The organism is Aquirufa ecclesiirivi (assembly GCF_011250515.1).
Classification (GTDB): Bacteria; Bacteroidota; Bacteroidia; order Cytophagales; family Spirosomataceae; genus Aquirufa; species Aquirufa ecclesiirivi.
On the sequence record NZ_JAANOP010000003.1, the window covers coordinates 68,261 to 86,395 of the forward strand.

The 18,135-nt window shown below is 38.3% G+C and carries 16 protein-coding genes; 3 read left to right on the forward strand and 13 right to left on the reverse strand.

All coding sequences use genetic code 11. The annotated features are described in order from the left end of the window. On the forward strand, positions 1-927 hold the full coding sequence (locus G9H65_RS05625; protein WP_166374372.1) for a TolB family protein: 927 nt from the start codon (positions 1-3) through the stop codon (positions 925-927). A gap of 41 nt (positions 928-968) precedes the next feature. Continuing rightward, positions 969-1,694 (forward strand): nitroreductase family protein, encoded by a 726-nt coding sequence (locus G9H65_RS05630; protein WP_166374373.1) that lies wholly within the window; start codon positions 969-971, stop codon positions 1,692-1,694. Here G9H65_RS05630 and priA read toward each other — a convergent pair whose 3' ends face one another. The 13 genes from priA to sucD form a co-directional block, all read right to left on the reverse strand. Continuing rightward, positions 1,695-4,196 carry a replication restart helicase PriA gene (gene priA, locus G9H65_RS05635; RefSeq protein WP_166374374.1) on the reverse strand — a complete coding sequence of 834 codons (2,502 nt, stop codon included), beginning with the start codon at positions 4,194-4,196 and terminating at the stop codon, positions 1,695-1,697. Between the two features lie 60 nt (positions 4,197-4,256). Beyond that, positions 4,257-4,850 carry a gliding motility lipoprotein GldD gene (gene gldD, locus G9H65_RS05640; protein WP_205753253.1) on the reverse strand — a complete coding sequence of 198 codons (594 nt, stop codon included), beginning with the start codon at positions 4,848-4,850 and terminating at the stop codon, positions 4,257-4,259. Positions 4,851-4,858: 8 nt separating this feature from the next. Further along, entirely contained in the window at positions 4,859-5,629 is a 771-nt protein-coding gene (locus G9H65_RS05645; RefSeq protein ID WP_166374375.1) for a lysophospholipid acyltransferase family protein, read from the reverse strand. 36 nt (positions 5,630-5,665) lie between these two features. Continuing rightward, positions 5,666-7,138: a pyruvate kinase gene (gene pyk / locus G9H65_RS05650; protein WP_166374376.1), complete on the reverse strand. Its 1,473-nt coding sequence runs from the start codon at positions 7,136-7,138 to the stop codon at positions 5,666-5,668. 98 nt (positions 7,139-7,236) lie between these two features. Continuing rightward, complete coding sequence (locus G9H65_RS05655; protein ID WP_166374377.1) at positions 7,237-7,500, reverse strand: hypothetical protein; 264 nt, start codon at positions 7,498-7,500, stop codon at positions 7,237-7,239. Positions 7,501-7,638: 138 nt separating this feature from the next. Beyond that, positions 7,639-8,541 carry a type IX secretion system ring subunit PorN/GldN gene (gene porN / locus G9H65_RS05660; RefSeq protein WP_166374378.1) on the reverse strand — a complete coding sequence of 301 codons (903 nt, stop codon included), beginning with the start codon at positions 8,539-8,541 and terminating at the stop codon, positions 7,639-7,641. Positions 8,542-8,554: 13 nt separating this feature from the next. After that, a complete protein-coding gene (gene porM / locus G9H65_RS05665; RefSeq protein WP_166374379.1) occupies positions 8,555-10,150 on the reverse strand; it encodes a type IX secretion system motor protein PorM/GldM in 1,596 nt (531 codons plus the stop codon). 34 nt (positions 10,151-10,184) lie between these two features. Continuing rightward, positions 10,185-10,937 (reverse strand): type IX secretion system motor protein PorL/GldL, encoded by a 753-nt coding sequence (gene porL / locus G9H65_RS05670; protein WP_166374380.1) that lies wholly within the window; start codon positions 10,935-10,937, stop codon positions 10,185-10,187. 40 nt (positions 10,938-10,977) lie between these two features. After that, positions 10,978-12,090 (reverse strand): T9SS ring complex lipoprotein PorK/GldK, encoded by a 1,113-nt coding sequence (gene porK, locus G9H65_RS05675; protein ID WP_166374381.1) that lies wholly within the window; start codon positions 12,088-12,090, stop codon positions 10,978-10,980. Between the two features lie 159 nt (positions 12,091-12,249). After that, positions 12,250-13,251: a PorP/SprF family type IX secretion system membrane protein gene (locus G9H65_RS05680; protein WP_166374382.1), complete on the reverse strand. Its 1,002-nt coding sequence runs from the start codon at positions 13,249-13,251 to the stop codon at positions 12,250-12,252. A 112-nt stretch (positions 13,252-13,363) separates the two neighbouring features. Next, the gene (locus G9H65_RS05685; RefSeq protein WP_166374383.1) at positions 13,364-14,152 is read right to left on the reverse strand and encodes a uroporphyrinogen-III synthase; all 789 of its coding nucleotides are present in this window, start codon (positions 14,150-14,152) and stop codon (positions 13,364-13,366) included. Between the two features lie 91 nt (positions 14,153-14,243). Then, complete coding sequence (locus G9H65_RS05690; protein ID WP_166374384.1) at positions 14,244-15,314, reverse strand: hypothetical protein; 1,071 nt, start codon at positions 15,312-15,314, stop codon at positions 14,244-14,246. A gap of 128 nt (positions 15,315-15,442) precedes the next feature. Then, complete coding sequence (sucD, locus tag G9H65_RS05695; protein WP_166374385.1) at positions 15,443-16,321, reverse strand: succinate--CoA ligase subunit alpha; 879 nt, start codon at positions 16,319-16,321, stop codon at positions 15,443-15,445. Positions 16,322-16,464: 143 nt separating this feature from the next. On the opposite strand from sucD, the gene recN reads away from it, so the two are divergent. Further along, positions 16,465-18,129: a DNA repair protein RecN gene (gene recN, locus G9H65_RS05700; protein WP_166374386.1), complete on the forward strand. Its 1,665-nt coding sequence runs from the start codon at positions 16,465-16,467 to the stop codon at positions 18,127-18,129. Positions 18,130-18,135 lie beyond the last annotated feature (6 nt).

The following is an 18,135-nucleotide window of genomic DNA, read 5'->3' on the forward strand; positions in this document are numbered from 1 at the left end:
ATGAAATACGCACCCATCCTCGCCTTATTCTGTATTAGCTGGACCAGTTTTTCACAAATTCCTTCCGGTAAAAGTGTCATTAGCTCTTTGCACATCTTTGATGTAAAAACTAAAAAAAGCACCGAAATTCTCAAAGAGCATCGCCATTTTGAAGCACCCAATTGGTCAGTTGATGGATCTCATTTACTTATCAATAGTTTGGGTTTATTAGAAAAAATCAGCCCCACTGGTTCAAAATTAGGTCCCCTTCCTACTGGTAGCATCCAAAAATGCAATAATGATCACGGATATAGTTTAGATGGAAAAACACTCTACATTTCTAGTTCTGATCCAAGCTCTGGTATCAGTGGATCTCTTATTTTCAAAGTAGATAGTCAAGGTGGACAACCCCTTCGATTAACTAACCAAGGGCCATCCTATTGGCATGGTATCTCTCCTGATGGTAAAACCATGGTCTACTGTGCCGAAAGAAATAAAAATTATGATGTATATGCCATGAATACCCAAGGCGGAGAAGAAATTAGGCTTACCACAGAAGATGGATTGGATGATGGACCAGAATATAGCCCCGATGGAAAATTCATCTATTTTAATTCCTTCCGTACAGGGAAAATGCAAATCTGGCGCATGCATCCAGATGGAACTAATGCGGAACAAATGACCTTTGATGATTACTCCACTTGGTTTGCCCATATTAGACCGAATGGCAAAGAAGCTGTCGTTATCAGTTATCTGGAAGATCAAAAACAAAGTCATCCTTTTGGGCATCAAGTAAAACTTCGATTATTGAATTTGACATCTAAAAAAATTCAAGATTTAACTGAAGCGTTTTATGGAGGACAAGGTAGTATTAATGTTCCATCTTGGTCACCCGACGGTTCCAAATTTGCCTATGTTCGTTATGAACTAGAAGACAAAAAACCTTAATCAATAGGTAATTGTGTATATTTATATCGAAATATATGTCGATGAATTTATCACAAGCTTTTGACGAAATTGTATTAAAAAGAAGATCAAACAGACGATTTGATACCGAAATACTGGTTCCAGATGAAGTTATCCAAAAAAGTTTAGAAAGGGCAATACTCTCCCCCAACAGTAGCAATATGCAACTTTGGGAATTTTATTGGATTAGTAGTCCAGAACAAAAAGCCCAATATGAAAAACTTTGTTTAGGTCAATCTGCAGCACGAACAGCCGCTCATTTAGTTGTGTTCGTTACCAGACAAGATCATTGGAAAAAACATGCCCAATGGAATATCGATCAGATTAAATCATCCATCTCTGGTGAACCAAGTAAGTTAGAAAAAAGAGCCTTGGATTATTATGGCATATTAATGCCGATTTTGTACCGCACCGATGTACTGGGATTAAGTACCTTAATCAGAAGAGCTATTACTTTTGTCAAAGGTTTTAATAATCCTTTCATGCGCTTTGCTGGATTAGCCGATCAACGGGTCATGGTTCACAAATCATGTGCACTAGCTGCCCAAACATTCATGCTTTCTATCGCCGCTGAGGGATACGACACCTGCCCCATGGAAGGATTTGACGCTAAGCTGGTCAAAAGAGCCTTAAATCTACCAAATGAAGCTGAAATCAACATGATCGTGGCAGTCGGTAAAGGAACTGAGGAAGGTATTTATGGAAAAAGGAACCGTTTGCCTATCGAGGAGCTTGTTTTCAAACGTTGATTATAAACAATCCACATCCAGGATGATTTGCACCCCCTTGCATGCCAAATGAGAGGATTGAATATCAATTTCTTCTCTTAAAGCTTCTTTAAATTTTGCTAGAGCCAAACCTTTCTCTATTTTAATCAAAATCTCCATGGCATATTGATTCCTAATTCTTTCAATCAAAGGTTTTTCGGGTCCAAGTATGCGACCATGACCAAATTTCTCTTTTAAGGCTGTTCCCAAATGCCGAGCTGCTGTCTCTACACGAGAAGCTTCGATATTTCGTAGCGTCAACTTAATCAATCGACTGAAAGGAGGATAATGATACCCTTCTCTTTCTACGATTTCTTCCGCATACATGGCCTCGTAATTGTTTTGCAAAATATGATCAAAGATGGGATGGCTTGGCTGATTTGTTTGAATATAAACCTGCCCCTGCTCTTCTCGCCTTCCAGCCCTGCCTGCTACCTGACAAATCAATTGAAATGCACGTTCGTGTGCTCTAAAATCGGGGAAATTAATCACCTTATCCGCATCAAATATGGCCACCATGGACAGTCCTTCAAAGTCCAATCCCTTAGCCACCATTTGCGTTCCAACCAATACATCAATGTTGCCCGATGTTATTTCTGCTAATAAACTCGTAAATGCTGTTTTGGAGCGCGTCGTATCTAAGTCCATCCGACCGATACGTGCATCTGGCATATGTAACTGCAATTCTTCCTCCAATTTTTCTGTACCATAGCCCATCGTCTTCAATTGCGTACTACCACAGGCAGCGCATCGCCTTAATAGACCTTCACGATAGCCACAATAATGGCAGCGCAACTCTTGGTCACGGGCATGAAAAGTCAAACTAACATCACATTGGTTGCAAGTAGCTATCCAATCACAATCCTGACATTGAATGTAGGGTGAATATCCTCGCCTATTTTGAAATAATAAACTTTGCTTTCCTCGATTGAAATTTTCCTCCAATGCAGCTATCAAATCTACAGAAAAACCACCTTTCATTTGCTTCATTTTTTGAGCATACTTGGTGTCTAATAAGGTGATTTGTGGTAGCTGCGCTGTTCCGAATCGCTCTTTGATCGCTACCAAGCCATATTTTCCTTCTTTAGCTTGATAATAGGACTCAATAGAAGGTGTGGCTGAACCCAAAAGTACTTTGGCTCCCTGTTGCTTAGCCAAAACCACGGCTACGTCTCGAGCATGATACCTTGGAGCAGGGTCTACTTGTTTAAAGGATGACTCATGTTCCTCATCCACAATCACTAAACCTAAATTGGAAAAAGGTAAAAAAACCGAAGAACGTACACCCACCACAAAAGGATATTTCCCTTCTACGATGGATTTCCAAACTTCTACTCGCTCATTATCAGAAAATTTAGAATGGTAAATACCTACTTGCTCGCCAAAAATACGTTTGAGACGTAAGACTATTTGAGTCGTTAGGGCAATTTCAGGTAATAAATACAATACTTGACTGCCATTAGCCAAGGCTTCCTGAATGAGCTTAATATAAATTTCTGTTTTTCCACTACCCGTAATGCCGTGTAACAATACGACATCCTTTTCTTGAAACTGGTTCAAGATAGATTGATAAGCTTTGTTCTGTGCTTGATTCAATTCAAATGCTGATGGAATAAAATCTTCAGCATCTTGTCCGAATCGGGAAACAATCACCTCAAAACTTTCAAAAACCTGATTTTTAATCAAGGTTTGTAAAGAACTTTCAGACAGTTCCGCTTGAGAAAAACTGGATTTTTCTAATCCCTTTTGATTTGTTTCGGGATTACGTAAAACAGGAATAAACTGAAGATAATGTAAAATGATGGCCAACTGCTTGGGCTTGGATTCCAATTGCTGAATTAGCTCAACCAATTTCTCTTTTTCTTCGTAGGCGGTTGCCAATCGAATTTTACGCATCACCTTAGGTGTATACCGATCTTTCAATTCATCAAATATCAAAACAGCCTGCTTACTTACTAAAGATTTAATCAAGTGATATGGGCTCTTTAACTCAGCTAATTGAGCTATCTCATCATAAGACATAGAGCCTTTTTCTTGAAGGGCAGTAAAAACCAGTTGCTCCTTCTCATTCAAAGTCGTTTCTACTACATAAGCTGGATTTATCTGTACTTTGGATTGACTCGATATTTTCAGTCCGGCAGGTAAAGCAATCTGAAAAACTTCTCCAGGGAAGCACATGTAATACGATGCTACCCAATGAAATAATTTAATTTGAGAAGCCGTTACCAAAGGGCTATCATCTAATATTTCTAAAATATACTTGGCTTGATATTGCTTAGGAGGTTGATGATGAACCTGAACAATAACGGCTGTCAAAACCTTGGAAGAACCGAAAGGTACCACGATGCGTATTCCAGCTTGCACAACATCTGACCATACCCTAGGTACACGGTATGTAAAATACCTTGGGATTGGTAATGGGAGTAATGCATCCACAAAAACCGTTGATTCCTCTGAAGACGACAATGCTGTTGACTCGTTCATGCTAGCTACAAAGAAAAGGAAAGATTCGTGCACTGGCAAACCTGGATTTAACCTAAAAAACTAAGGTTTCCACTGCAAGGTTTGAATGAGATGCATGGCATCCTTTTTTAAAAATTTAATGACTGGAGCGAGTGAGTCATTTTGTGTGGCCGTTTTAACATAAACTGCTCCCCTCAAATAATGTTGTACACTGTCTGTCGTATAAAACTGAAAAGAGGTGGCTACTTCTCCATCCAACTCAATGATTCCAGCTTTTCTACCCGAACGAGTTGTCATGACATATTCTTGAATTCCTCGGGCCTTCCCTTGGTGTTTGGCAGCCAAAATATAGGCGTCATTAATTAGATTTGCCAGCTTCTTTTTATCCTTATTTAATGGCTTGTAAGTCAGCTGAATAAAAGCATGCCATTGAGGATAATAAATATACAACCAATGAGGCTCAGCCCATGAAACCGTATCAGGCATTACTTGGGCATATTGAGAAACTTCAAACGTAAATGGATGACCTTTTTCTACCTGTTGATATGTCGCCTTGGGTAAAATAATTCGATTATATCCTTTGGGACGAGGTAAATCAGCCTTCTGTTCGGCTGTTTTATCAGCACAAGCAAGGAAAAACCAGCTTAAAACTAATATGGATATCCCATGCCGCATAGCCCTTTTTATTGAGGTTCGTCTAAAGAATAATATTTCAAAATGGGGTCTTGAATGATGTGGTACAACTTCTCACGTAACATCGGCACATCATCTAAGGTTAATCCTTTGGTGATAATTGGAGGATGGATCTCTGCACGAATAACCCCTGGTCTAATCATCAATGGCTTATCAGAGAATATTTGGTAATTATTGAATAAACTGATAGGTACCAAAGGAATTTGTTGTTGAATCGCCATAATCAAAGCTCCATCTTTCAAAGGCTTTGCCATGTAGGGGTACTTCTTTGACACAATGCCGCCCTCTGGAAATATGGCAATACTTCTTCCTGATTGCAATGCTTTTAGGGCCTTGGATAAAGAACCTGCTCTACTAGCATTATCTGACCGATTGACTAAGATATTTAAGCGGGCATACATGTATCCAAATAAGGGTAATTTGCCCAATGAACTTTTTCCAACAAAAGACGTGTAATGCTCTAGCAAATAAACGATTACGGGAATGTCTAGAAAGGAGAAATGATTGGCACAAAACACGTAATTCTGTTTTTTATCAGGAACAAAATGGTGTTTTACTTCGAAACGGATAAAGCTAAAAAAGAAAAAACACTTAGACCATATACGCACCAATTTGGCGGCATATTTCCGATAACTAAGCTTTTGGAGTAAAATAAAGATAAAAGGGTAAAAAAGCAGAAAAACTACAATGAACCAAAATAAGGACCAAAGAGTAAAAAGACCTAGAAAAGGATTTGAAAGAAATGGGTTCTTTTTATTCATGCTTTACATACCCAAAAATAAACAATTAGGGGTTGATTATTCAACCACCCCTAATTGTACTGTATTGGTTTTCTTACCCGAATGGGCAGGAATAGACAAGGTAGTTACAAAAACATCCCCGGCTGATAATAATTGATCTTGCTTTAATTTGTCCACCATAGCAGCTACTGTCTTTTCTGCACTTTCAGCTGACGGATCATAAAAGAATACTTTCACTCCCCACAACAAGCCCATGGTAGACATTAACTGCTTATCAGAAGTAAAGACATATAAGTCGGCTTTAGGTCTGTGTGCGGATAAACGAAAAGCCGTATGACCTGAATTAGTTATACAAAGTATGGCTTTGGCTTTGGAGTCACGAGCTAAACGACATGCTCCTGCAATCAAACGATCCGTTAAGGCTACTTCTTTTGAACTTTGTGCCAAAGCATGGTTCTTGAAATAAATCGCTACTTCATCTCCTTTAATGACAGAAATGGCATTTTGCTGCTGCTCCACAATCTCATGAATGTGCGCCATGGTCTCTACAGCTTTGATTGGGTAAGAACCTGAAGCTGATTCACCACTTAACATGGTAGCTGAAGCTCCTTGCAATACCGCATTAGCTACGTCAGACGTTTCTGCACGTGTAGGAACCGGGTTTTGAATCATCGATTCCAACATTTGAGTTGCCACAATAACAGGTTTTCCTGCTGCGGTACATTTCTCCACCATAACTTTTTGCAAGTATGGAACTACTGCTCCATCCATCTCCACACCCAAATCACCACGAGCTACCATGATACCATCAGTAGCTTCAATGATTTCGTCCAAATGATCTATTGCTTCTGGCTTTTCAATCTTGGCAATTACGCGGGTATTTTTACCGTATGCTTTAATTTTTTCTTTAATATCCCAAATATCAGAAGCCTTACGAACGAATGATAAAGCTACCCAATCAACTCCGTGATCCAATCCAAAATATAAATCTGCCTCATCTTTTGGTGTTAAACAAGGTAAAGAAACCTTTGTTCCAGGTAAATTAATCCCCTTTTTAGATTTCAAAATCCCACCATAAATCACTTCAGTTAAGACTTCTTTCTTCTCTTTATCGATGGCAAGTACCTTCACTTCTAAATTACCATCATCCATCAAAATACGTTCTCCCACATTCACATCCAAATACATAGATGTGTAGGTAGTACCCACTTTCTCTGATGTTCCAAGCAAGTTTTCATCCATGGCAAAGATGAGCTGTTTGCCCGCTTCTAAAACAACACCATTGTTCTCCACCATCTGAGTCCTAATCTTAGGACCTTGCAAATCTTGAAGAATACACAAATTCATGCCTAGCTCTTCGCTAATAGAACGAATCGTTTTTAAACGTTCCAAATGATCTTCATGAGTTCCGTGCGAGAAATTCAAACGGAATACATTGACTCCAGCTTGTGCTAATTGAATTAAGGATTCTCTTGATTCAGATACTGGACCTACTGTGGCTACTATTTTTGTCTTGCGTTGATACGACATATATGCTTAATTATTCAATTTACCCTGCAAGTTACAGCTTAGTCATCAAAAAATTGAATAATTATAATAAATCATATCCAAATTTCACTGGAATCTGATTAATCTAAAGAATAAACCAATTTATCCGACACAAAAAGTCGCAATTCAAAATCAAACTTGACCGGCAAATTGTATTTATAGCTCTTAATTATTGAGCAAAAGGTTATGGGTGCTCCCATATCCCGTAATACTTCCATGTAGGTGCCAAGTTGACGGGGCGACATGTGTAAATGTTCTGCAAAGGAAGCCGCAGATCCAGTAGATTCCTGTTGAATTAATCGATGAATTCGATGTAAACGTTCGATTTGTTTAAGACATTGCATGGTTAGAAATTTAATGTCTCAATTTCGAATTTAGATCAATACTAGTGTATAAATAAGCTGATAAATAACCGACATTATCAACCTATTGGACATAAAAAAAGGAGACTAAAGCCTCCTTTCCTTTTGAAAATTTATATATTAGTTTTCCCACATATCGTGTTCCATTTCCAATAATTTGTATTCCAATTGCTGAGACATCAATAGTCCTTCGCGATCAGAACTATAAATATCCGTTAAGAATTTGTTTTCTGGATTTCCCTTTTTGATAATTCTTGCCTGAAACATTCTCAAATCAAAGGCGTCGGCCATATTCTTGTGTTGAGTTTCATTTTCTGCATTGTACCAAATACAATTGGGGTTACTTCTAAATAACTTATATACATCCTTATATCGGAAAGATGCCACAGGCTTATCAAATCCAGCTTTAGTTTTAGAAGCAGGAATAATTAATGTAAAAGCCTGAATATCAAAATACAATCTTGAACGCTGGCGATCAATGATGGCATCTTCTTTAATTTCAATAATTGAAAGTTCTTTTGGGAAAAAATAAGAATCTAAGCTTGCAACTGGTTTTGTGTCAAAATCATCTGCCTTTTTTGCGGCGGCACCAGGCTTTGTAGTTGTTCCCCAACCATCATCTTCAGCTGCTTTTTTATCACCACCTTCGGCTCCAAATCCGGCGGCTTTCTCTGCTTCGGATAGACTTCCTTCTCCAATGGAATCATCCATACGAAGTTTTTCCTTAAACTGAGCAGTTGTTAATTTAGTTACTAATGAATCATTCACATAAGGTACTAAAATACCAGCTTCCACCCATTCCACTAAGAATTTAGAAATCTCGTTGTTAACAGAGAAAAAGGGTTGATTGATTTTCTCATTCAAGTCCATCCTGCGCCATAAACGAGCCTTATAATGAATGTTCGCTGGATCAATGGGGCGCACTGAATTCAACTTAGACTCATCTACAGGTTTCTCTTGAGCCATGGCACTAAATCCACAGATCAGAGAAACTAACAATAATAATTGATTAACTGATTTCATATACAGGGTTTTCCTAATCACTCAAAGGGATATTTTTAACCATCGATACTGGGATGGTCTCAATCGCTCCTTTGAAATTTTTTCTTTGAACTTCTTTCACTTCAATGTAATAGCGATCTCCAGGCTGTGCTTGAGAAGCTAATTTAGCAATTGACCCAGAACCTGGTAAATTGGCTATTTCGTCAATTTTTCTTTGACCACGCACTAAAGCAACATATACTTGAGCTACACGATAATTGGCATCTTCCGGATTAGTCGCTTTAAATGACTCATCGGCGATGGCTCTAGCGTCTAAGGTTCTCAAACCTGTAGCACTGGTGCCTCTTTTCTCATTTAATTCACCTCCGTTACCAAAGATGCGAACATCTGGTCTTGGAACACGACGCACTTTAAACGTCTCTTTTCCTAATAAAGTACCTCCATTATTAACATTTAAGGTAATAGTAGCTGATGATGGCACGATGGTTACCTTACCTCTATTTTGACCAGGAATCACCTCACCGCCTTCGGCAGAAAATTGAGGATTCCACAAAGCACCTAAACCAGGACTCACTACACTTAATCGGTTGGCACATCCCAAATATAAAGCTGGTAAAGTGGCGGTTTCAATATTGTAAGTTGGTTTCAAAACAAAATATTCCTTTTGAATAGATTCTGTTTTTGGACCAGCTGGACTCATATAAGCAACCGTTGCAGTATAGGTCTTTTTAGAAAGCCCATTCGCATCATATCCGCCACCTGAAGTTTTAAATTTAATTTGACCACGTCCATCCACCACTGGTATTGAAGCTCCATTAAAGCTCATACGAGGAGTAAATCCAGATGAAGTAGCTGCAATGAACACTTCAGCTTGGTATTCCATACCCGCTACTACGGTATTTGCATTAGCTGATACCTGAGCAAAAACTTTATCGAACTTAATCTCTTTAGCTCCTACTTTGGACGCTAATTGACTTAAAACCTCGGTTTCATAGCGTCTAATCTCAGCTTGCTTCTGACTTAAAGTAGCCAAGGCAGCTGGAACGGGCGTATGTTCAAAATTCAATTCAGCAAAATCTTTATTGGATTGTGCGGCATCACGACTAGCCACAGGATCATCTTTAGCAGCTAGTGCCAGAGATGGGAATTTTGTACCTGGATCGGCAATAGTTTGCAATTTAGCCACATATTGATCAAACATGGGAACCAATTGATAGGCCTCTCCTTTGGAATTAGCACCGACCATCAATTCAAACACCTTCTCTTCTTCTTTGGGGTTTTTAATTGTACCCGTTTCTGGATCAATTCCTCCTCCCGTTTCAATCACTTTAGATTTTAATCCATCAATGTGATTCACTAATTCATCTGCCAATTTGCGAACTTCATTAGCTTTCTTAAGAATATCAGCATAAGCGGCCGGATTAGGAAGATCTTTAATACGCTCTTCAATACCGGCAACCATACTCTTATTCTTAGAACTTGCCGATTGATTTGCAATTTCTAGACTATTGTTTAACAAGGTGAATTTCTGTAAAAGAGCATCACTTACCTGCAAAGCTAACAGGGCCGTGAGTACCAAATACATCATCCCGATCATTTTCTGCCGGGGGGTCTCTTTTAAACTTGCCATATACTTATGAGATCAAAGCTAAAGTGGAAAAAAATTAGCCTTTCATAGCTGTTAACATACTACCATATACTTGGTTCAATGATTGAATATTGGCATTCAATTTGGCTAATTCTGTTTTAAACAATTCAGCATCCTTTTGAGTAGCTGCCATTTGTTCAACGGTCAAATTAACATTACCATAGTAACTATTGATTGCTTTCAAGTGCTTTGTCGCTTCTTGAATCTCAGTTTCATAAATGGTATTCAAAGTAGATAACTGATCACCTGCTTTGGCATATTGTTGCGCATATTTAGCTGCCTCTGCTGAGGAAACGGAAATAGCTCCTAATGAATTCGCTGCTTCTGACACCGATTTATTTAAAGTCCCTAATGATTCAGAAGAAGAAGATAATGACTTTACAAAATCTTGTGTAGCCACGGTAGCCTTGGAAATATCTTGTAAACTGTTGGCTGTTTCCGTTAATCCTTTCAAACTCTTTGTCAAACCTTCAACCACTTCTGGCCCCAAACCTTTTAAACTTGCAAGTGCATCTACACCTCCAGTGGACGTGGGTCTTGCTACTGGAGCACCACCTACCAACTCAGGATAAACCTTTTCCCAATCATACGATTTTTCTGGCTTTGCTTGTAAGTACAAAACCCCGAACAGAATAAAAATGGCCGCTTCGGTGAACATACCAACCATCAACATTTCGTTGGCTCCGTCCCAGTGAACAATTTTAAATAAGGCTCCTACAATTACGACTGCCGCACCAAAACTAGCGATGACATTGATTGATTTTTCCATGTTAAAAAGAATGAAATATAATTTTAGAAAAGAGTAAAATTTAGTTTTGTTTAGGACGTCCCAGGTAGCGCATCATACATCTAAACCCAATATAGGAACGTTTGTTTTGTTCTAATTCATAGGCTCTTGTACCAGTCTCAAGGTAATAAGCAATATCTTTCCAAGAACCACCACGCGTTACTTTTCTTGGCTCGTCCGAATCTTTGTTGACGGTATTTAAATCCCAAGTTACTGCCACCGCATTATCCGCATATGCATCTTCACACCATTCTGCTACGTTACCTGCCATGTTATACAATCCAAAATCGTTGGGATCATAAGCATTGGCTGGAGCTGTATAAGAATATCCATCGGCATCATAATTTCCTCTATGAGGCTTGAAATTAGCTAATAGGCAACCTTTGGCATTGGAAATATATGGATTACCCCAAGGATATTTAGCTGATGCTCTTCCTCCACGTGCTGCCCACTCCCATTCCGACTCCGATGGAAGCTCAAAGCGAGGTAAAATAAATTGACCTTGCTTCCTACGGTAATCATTCATCAATTTACTTCTCCACAAACAAAAATACTTGGAAGCCACCCAGCTAACACCTACCACAGGATATTGATCAAAAGCAGGACTAGAAAAATAATATTCTGTCATGGGATCACCGTTGTGATACGTAAAATCACGCTTCCACACTGTAGTATCTGGATAATATTCAGACATGATTTTATCTTCTCCTAAAACTGAGACCGAATCTTTCAATAAGGCGTAGGTAAATTGACGGTACTCATGATTGGTAATTTCTGTATCATCCATGTAAAAGGCGGCTACCGTCACACGCTTGTTGAAGTTAACACCTGCGTGCGAAACCTCTTCATCCGCTTGACCCATCATATAACTGCCTGAAGGTACTAATACCATACCATAAGGCGTTGGCTGTGACCATCCTTTTCGTGTAGTAGCAACGATCTCTCCATTCTGAACACCAGGAACCTCTTTATTAGCTTTGCCAATTCCTAAAATTCCTTTTCCAGAAGAGCCTTTCTTACTACTTAGCGTTTTAGAACCTCCTGAGTTTTTGGATCCACAGCTGTTTAGAACAACGGCCATAGCCAACATCGAAAGTCCTACTATTAATCTCTTTTCAACAAATTGAAAATTCATAGAAGCAAATTAAAATTACTGTTTGTTAACGTAACAGGGTTCAAAAAATTGTTTTTACCTAATTAACCCTACTCACACTCATTCAAATTCCTCAAATTTAAAGCATTTTCTAGGAATATTTCAGCAAAAGTACAAAATTTTATGCCTTATATAGAATTCCTACAAAATCTTAAATCGTGGTGTTCTCACTGGAAGACCTTTTATTCCATTGGATTGAAAGGATGGTAATTGAAAGCGAACAAAAATCTCATGTGTCAATGGTGCTTTTACCGCTGCTTGCACCATAGATACATCCAATGAATAGCCAATATCTAACCTCTGTTGTAACAAAGAAACGCCAGCCATACCGATAGCTGCATCATTTAATCGATAAGAGGCTCCTAACCAAAACAAATCTTTGTAACCAAATCTACTCCCTACTTCGGGTAATATCCTATTTGAATAATATCGAACCTGCGCAAATGGCATGGCTGCTAAATTATCCGACAAAACGATTTCAGCTGAACCATGTAAAGCAGCCACTAGATTAACGGGCATATTACCTTGCGGAGTATCCAGGGTAAATTTAGGTGAAGTCAGGTGATCAGCCGACAATCCGATTTGCCAATTATCTTTGGAATAAAGTACGCCTAGACCAAGATCAAATTGGTTTTGACTAATTACTTTTCCTGACAACTGGCTAGCTATTGGATCATTATCATCTCGTATTCGGTATACACGACCGTCAAATGATTTACCTTGTAATCCTCCTCGTAATCCAACAGAAAAAATGGCCTCTCCTATAGTATAATGATAGGCCAATTGAATTTTCATGGCTTGCTGACCCACTCCAGATGGAGTCTTGTCCGACATAACCAACAAACCTACTCCTAGATTCAATTTACTTATTGGCAGTGAAACACTGAGCAATTGAGTTCCCAGATTACCTGGACCCTCGATACTAGCTTCGTACTGTGTCCATTGATTTCGGTAATGCAATTGAGCAAAATAAGCTCCTCTTAAACCGGCATTAGCTGGATTTTGGTTGATGGCATTCAGCTGAAACATGCTTAAACCCGGATCTTGCTGTGCCAGCATACTAGGGCTCCAAAAAAACAGCCCTATGCCAAAGCACACAAAAATCCATGAGGGTAAAATGAGTGATAGCTTGTTGAAGCGCATGTTCAATTTTTAGCTTGTTAGGCGATTTGATGGCTAAAAATAAGCATTATTTTTAAACGAGAAAACTCCGTGACATATATTAACAAAAAAGCCCCAAATCGGGGCTTTTGTTTTAAGCGTTTGCTTGCTTGATATAATGTTCCAGTGCACCCGTCATGGAAGGGGCATTGGGCATGGGAGCTTGAATATCTAATAATAAACCCGCATCGGTTACAGCCTGAGCCGTAGTTGAACCAAATGCAGCTATTCGTGTGTTATTTTGCTTGAAGTCAGGAAAATTCTCAAACAAAGAAGTAATACCTGATGGACTAAAAAATGCCAGTACATCATAAAATACCTCTTCTAAATCAGATAAATCAGCCGACACTGTCTCGTACATCACAGCCTCTGTCAATTGAAAATCATTCGTCCCCATAAAATCTGGCAAATCCTTTTGGCGCTTGTTTGAGCAAGGAAATAAAAATTTCTCGGATTTATGCTTTTTGATAATTTCCAACAAATCCAATGCCGTCTTTGTACCTGTAAATACTTTACGCTTACGAATAACAATGTATTTCTGCAAGTAATTTGCTGTTTGTTCCGTGATACAAAAGTATTTCATATCCGTGGGCACCTCAATTTTTGCTTCCTTACAAATACGGAAGAAATGATCTATGGCATTACGACTAGTAAAAATGATGGCCGTATGCTCTAAAATATTTATCTTCTGCTTTCGGAAATCTTTGAAGGCTATTCCTCGTACCTCAATGAATGGACGAAAATCCACTTTAACACCATACTTTTTCTCAATCTCAAAATAAGGAGACTTGGCATCAGTAGGTGCTGCTTGAGTAACCAATATACTTTTAACTTTTTTTAACCGCTTGATATCCGGGGTAGCAACGTTAGCTATTTCACTCATAAATCAAATTTGTATTAACTCGACAATCTAGAATAGTCAACTTTATGTGGCAAATATACAAAAAAAAATCTTGAAAATCACTCTCTTTAGTCTAGGTGTATTGTGGAAATATCAATTCTCTAATTCCAAACAAAATGACGATTGCCTCAGTAATAATCAAATAGGCATACAGGGATAACCTATTGACTGATAGAACTTTATTAAAAACTTGTGTAAAATAAATGAAACGAATAAGAAAATAAGCGTTTAAAAAATAGGAAACGATTTCCATATCGATGACATAGGCTGGACCTTGATAAATGGCATACAACCCAATACCGATGAATACCATGATAAAGAATTGAATATTAGCTTGAATGGATTTGAAGAAATGCAAATTAGCCACCGATTTTAGTTTAAATAAGTTGGCAAAAAGTTGAAATAAAAAATACTGTAAAATAAAAATGAAATATGCCAATAAAGTTCGGGAGAAAACAAACCATAAAGAAGGCATAAGTGTACTATAATTTTCTTCATTTACAAAAAATGCGTCCCCTGAACGGTACGTGATTCCATTATAAAATGCTATTAATGAAATCAAAAAACTTAATATAAATAATACATATACATTGGCTAAGGCAAAAGGGCTTTTGACAATGGCATTTTCTTTACTTTCCCAATTGACCCAATCGCTAAAACGAAAATAAACTTGAAAATATCGAGGGAATCCAGCAAATAACAAACCCAAAAATGCCAAAAGTGCTAAAAAACTTAAAGTAAAAAAATGGGTGTAAACGGCTGGGGCACGATTTAGAAATAATTGTACTTCTCGATTCTGAGCAATTACTTGATCAAACTTTTTTTCAATACGTAGATCTCCTGGCAAACCTTCTAACGTACTACTGTAAAAGGTAGCTATCACTTGCTCTTTATAGTGTTGTTTAAACAGGCTATCCAATGACATTCTAACAAGTTGCCCCTTTTCTAATTTACGCTGAAAGGCCCCATCGATAAACAAATGGTAAGTTTCTTTGGGCATAATCGTCAAATAGGCTTGATAATAATCTCGATTATTGAGCTGTATGGATTTGGAATGGTAAGCGTAATGTTGACTAGGTATATAGGGCAAAAAACTGTTCCAGGAAGATTGATAAACCAACCACTCTTTGGTAAGGGAATGCATAGGCTTCCAAACCGCCGCCTGTGCTGTTGTAGTCAATAGAAAAGCCCATAAAAAAAATCTGCTCCATCGTAGCACGAATGCGTGGAATGAAGCAGATTTTTTAATAAAAGGAATCATCCTTTAGTATTTTACTTAGCAGACAATGCTTTCAACATGGTTTCGCCAATATCGGCTGGAGAGTACACCACATGTATGCCACATTCTCGCATAATTTTCATTTTAGCTTCTGCTGTATCGTCAGCGCCACCAATAATGGCACCAGCATGACCCATACGGCGACCTTTAGGAGCAGTTTGACCTGCAATAAAACCAACAACAGGCTTTCTATTACCATCTGCTTTGATCCAACGCGCTGCTTCAGCTTCCATTCCACCACCAATTTCTCCAATCATCACAATACCTTCGGTTTCTGGATCGTTCATCAATAACTCAACCGCCTCTTTAGTGGTGGTACCAATAATAGGATCTCCTCCAATTCCGATGGCTGTGGTTTGACCTAAACCAGCTTTAGTCAACTGATCTACGGCTTCATAGGTCAAGGTTCCTGATTTAGAAACGATACCCACTTTACCTTTTTGGAAAATAAAACCAGGCATAATACCTACTTTACATTCTTCAGCCGTCATCACACCAGGACAGTTGGGTCCAATTAAACGACACTCCTTAGTAGAAATATATTCCTTCGCTATAATCATGTCTTTAGTTGGAATACCTTCTGTGATACAAATAATCACTTTAATTCCAGCATCAGCAGCTTCCATAATGGCATCAGCAGCAAATGCAGGTGGAACAAAAATGATGGATGTATCAGCTCCTGCTTTAGCTACAGCTTCTGCTACGGTATTGAAAATAGGACGATCTAAATGCGTTCCTCCTCCTTTACCTGGAGTAACTCCACCGACTACATTGGTTCCATAAGCAATCATTTGCTCGGCATGAAAACTTCCTTCCGTACCTGTAAAACCCTGAACTATAATTTTGGAATTTTTATTTACTAAAACACTCATTTTGTCTGGTTTAATTATTCTAAGGCGAAAAATTTTTCCAAAGGTACAAATTATTGATAAATTAATTTAAAAAGCTTTAAGAGCAAGTAAATAAATATTTCAACAAATTATTTTCCGTAAATTTAAGCTTCCATTTCAGATACATGCTTAGGCACTTAGAGGTTCAAAATTATGCGTTGATTGACCAGCTAGATTTACAACTAGCTGAGGGATTGACTGTGATCACAGGGGAAACTGGTGCTGGAAAATCCATCCTTTTAGGTGCCATATCCTTGTTATTAGGCCAAAGAGCTGATAGTAAAAGCTTGTATGACGACCAAAAAAAATGTGTCATTGAAGGTTCTTTTTCCATTGCGTCCTATCCTCATTTGAAAGAAATTTTCCAACTAGAAGATATTGATTTTGAAGATCCATGTTTGATCCGTCGAGAAATTAACCCTCAAGGTAAGTCGAGAAGTTTTATCAACGACACGCCTGTTACCTTGGAAAGCATGAAGCGAATTGGTCAAGAACTGGTCGATATTCACTCTCAGCAAGATAATGGCTGGATGGGGCATCCTGATTTTGCTTTAGAGCTGGTGGATGATTTTGCACAAAATCAAGTGATAAAATTATCCTACGAAAAAGCATTTAAAGCATTTCAACTAGCTTCACAGCATCAAGAGCAATTGGCTCAAAAATCCAAACTAGGTAATCAAGCCCTTGATTTTCTACAATTTCAATGGGAAGAATTGGATAAAGCTCAATTAGAAATTGGAGAATATGAGCTACTCAGTGAGCAATTGCAAAAATTGCAAAATTCAGAACAGATTCTGGAAAAACTAGCTCAACTCGCCAATTACTTAAGTGTAAGGGAATCCTCGGCTATGGAACAAATTGGTCAAGCTAGGCAATTAAGTCAGAGTTTGTCCAAGTGGGGCCAATCATTCGACCAATGGAATCAACGAATCCAATCGCTTTGGATTGAGTTAAAAGACCTTTCTGCCGAGGTAGAAAATGAGGCTGAATCCTTTCAGTCGGATCCCTTGGAATTAGAAAAATGTCAAAAAAGGCTCGATCTTTTGAACCGTCTGCTTCAAAAATATCAATCGAAAGATTTGACTAGCTTAATTGCTTTGAGAGATCAATTCTCCGCGGAATTAGCACAATATGAAAATGTAGACCTAGCATTAGAAGAAGCCAATAAGGCTCTTATTGAGGCCGAGGGTAAAGCACTAGAAAAAGCATTGGAATTACATCAAAGTCGCATTAACTCATTGGATGCCATTGAGAAAACATTGCTTCAATCTTTACATCAATTAGGAATGCCCAATGCCCAATTAGCTTGGGATATTCAACCTACAAAATTGACCAAAACGGGGCAGGATAAAATCCAACTGCTTTTCTCAGCGAACAAGGGTTTGGCACCTAAACCCTTTAAACAAATAGCCTCGGGTGGAGAATTAAGTCGATTGATGCTTTCCATCAAGCATTTATTAGCACAAAAAAGAGCGCTACCTACTTTGATTTTAGATGAAATTGATACGGGTGTTTCTGGTGAAATTGCCATTAAAATGGGTCAAATGTTAACTCAAATGAGTCAAAAACACCAATTGATTGCCATCACTCATTTACCACAGATAGCCCTAACTGGCCAAACTCATTGGTTTGTATATAAAAATCATGAAGGAGAGAAAACGGTATCTAGCATTAAAACGCTAGTAGGAGAAGAAAGAATTGATGAAATTGCTAAAATGATTGGTGGACAAACAGGCTATGTAGATTTAAAAGAGAATGTCCGCAAGCTGATGAAGAATAATCCATCGTAGAAAAAA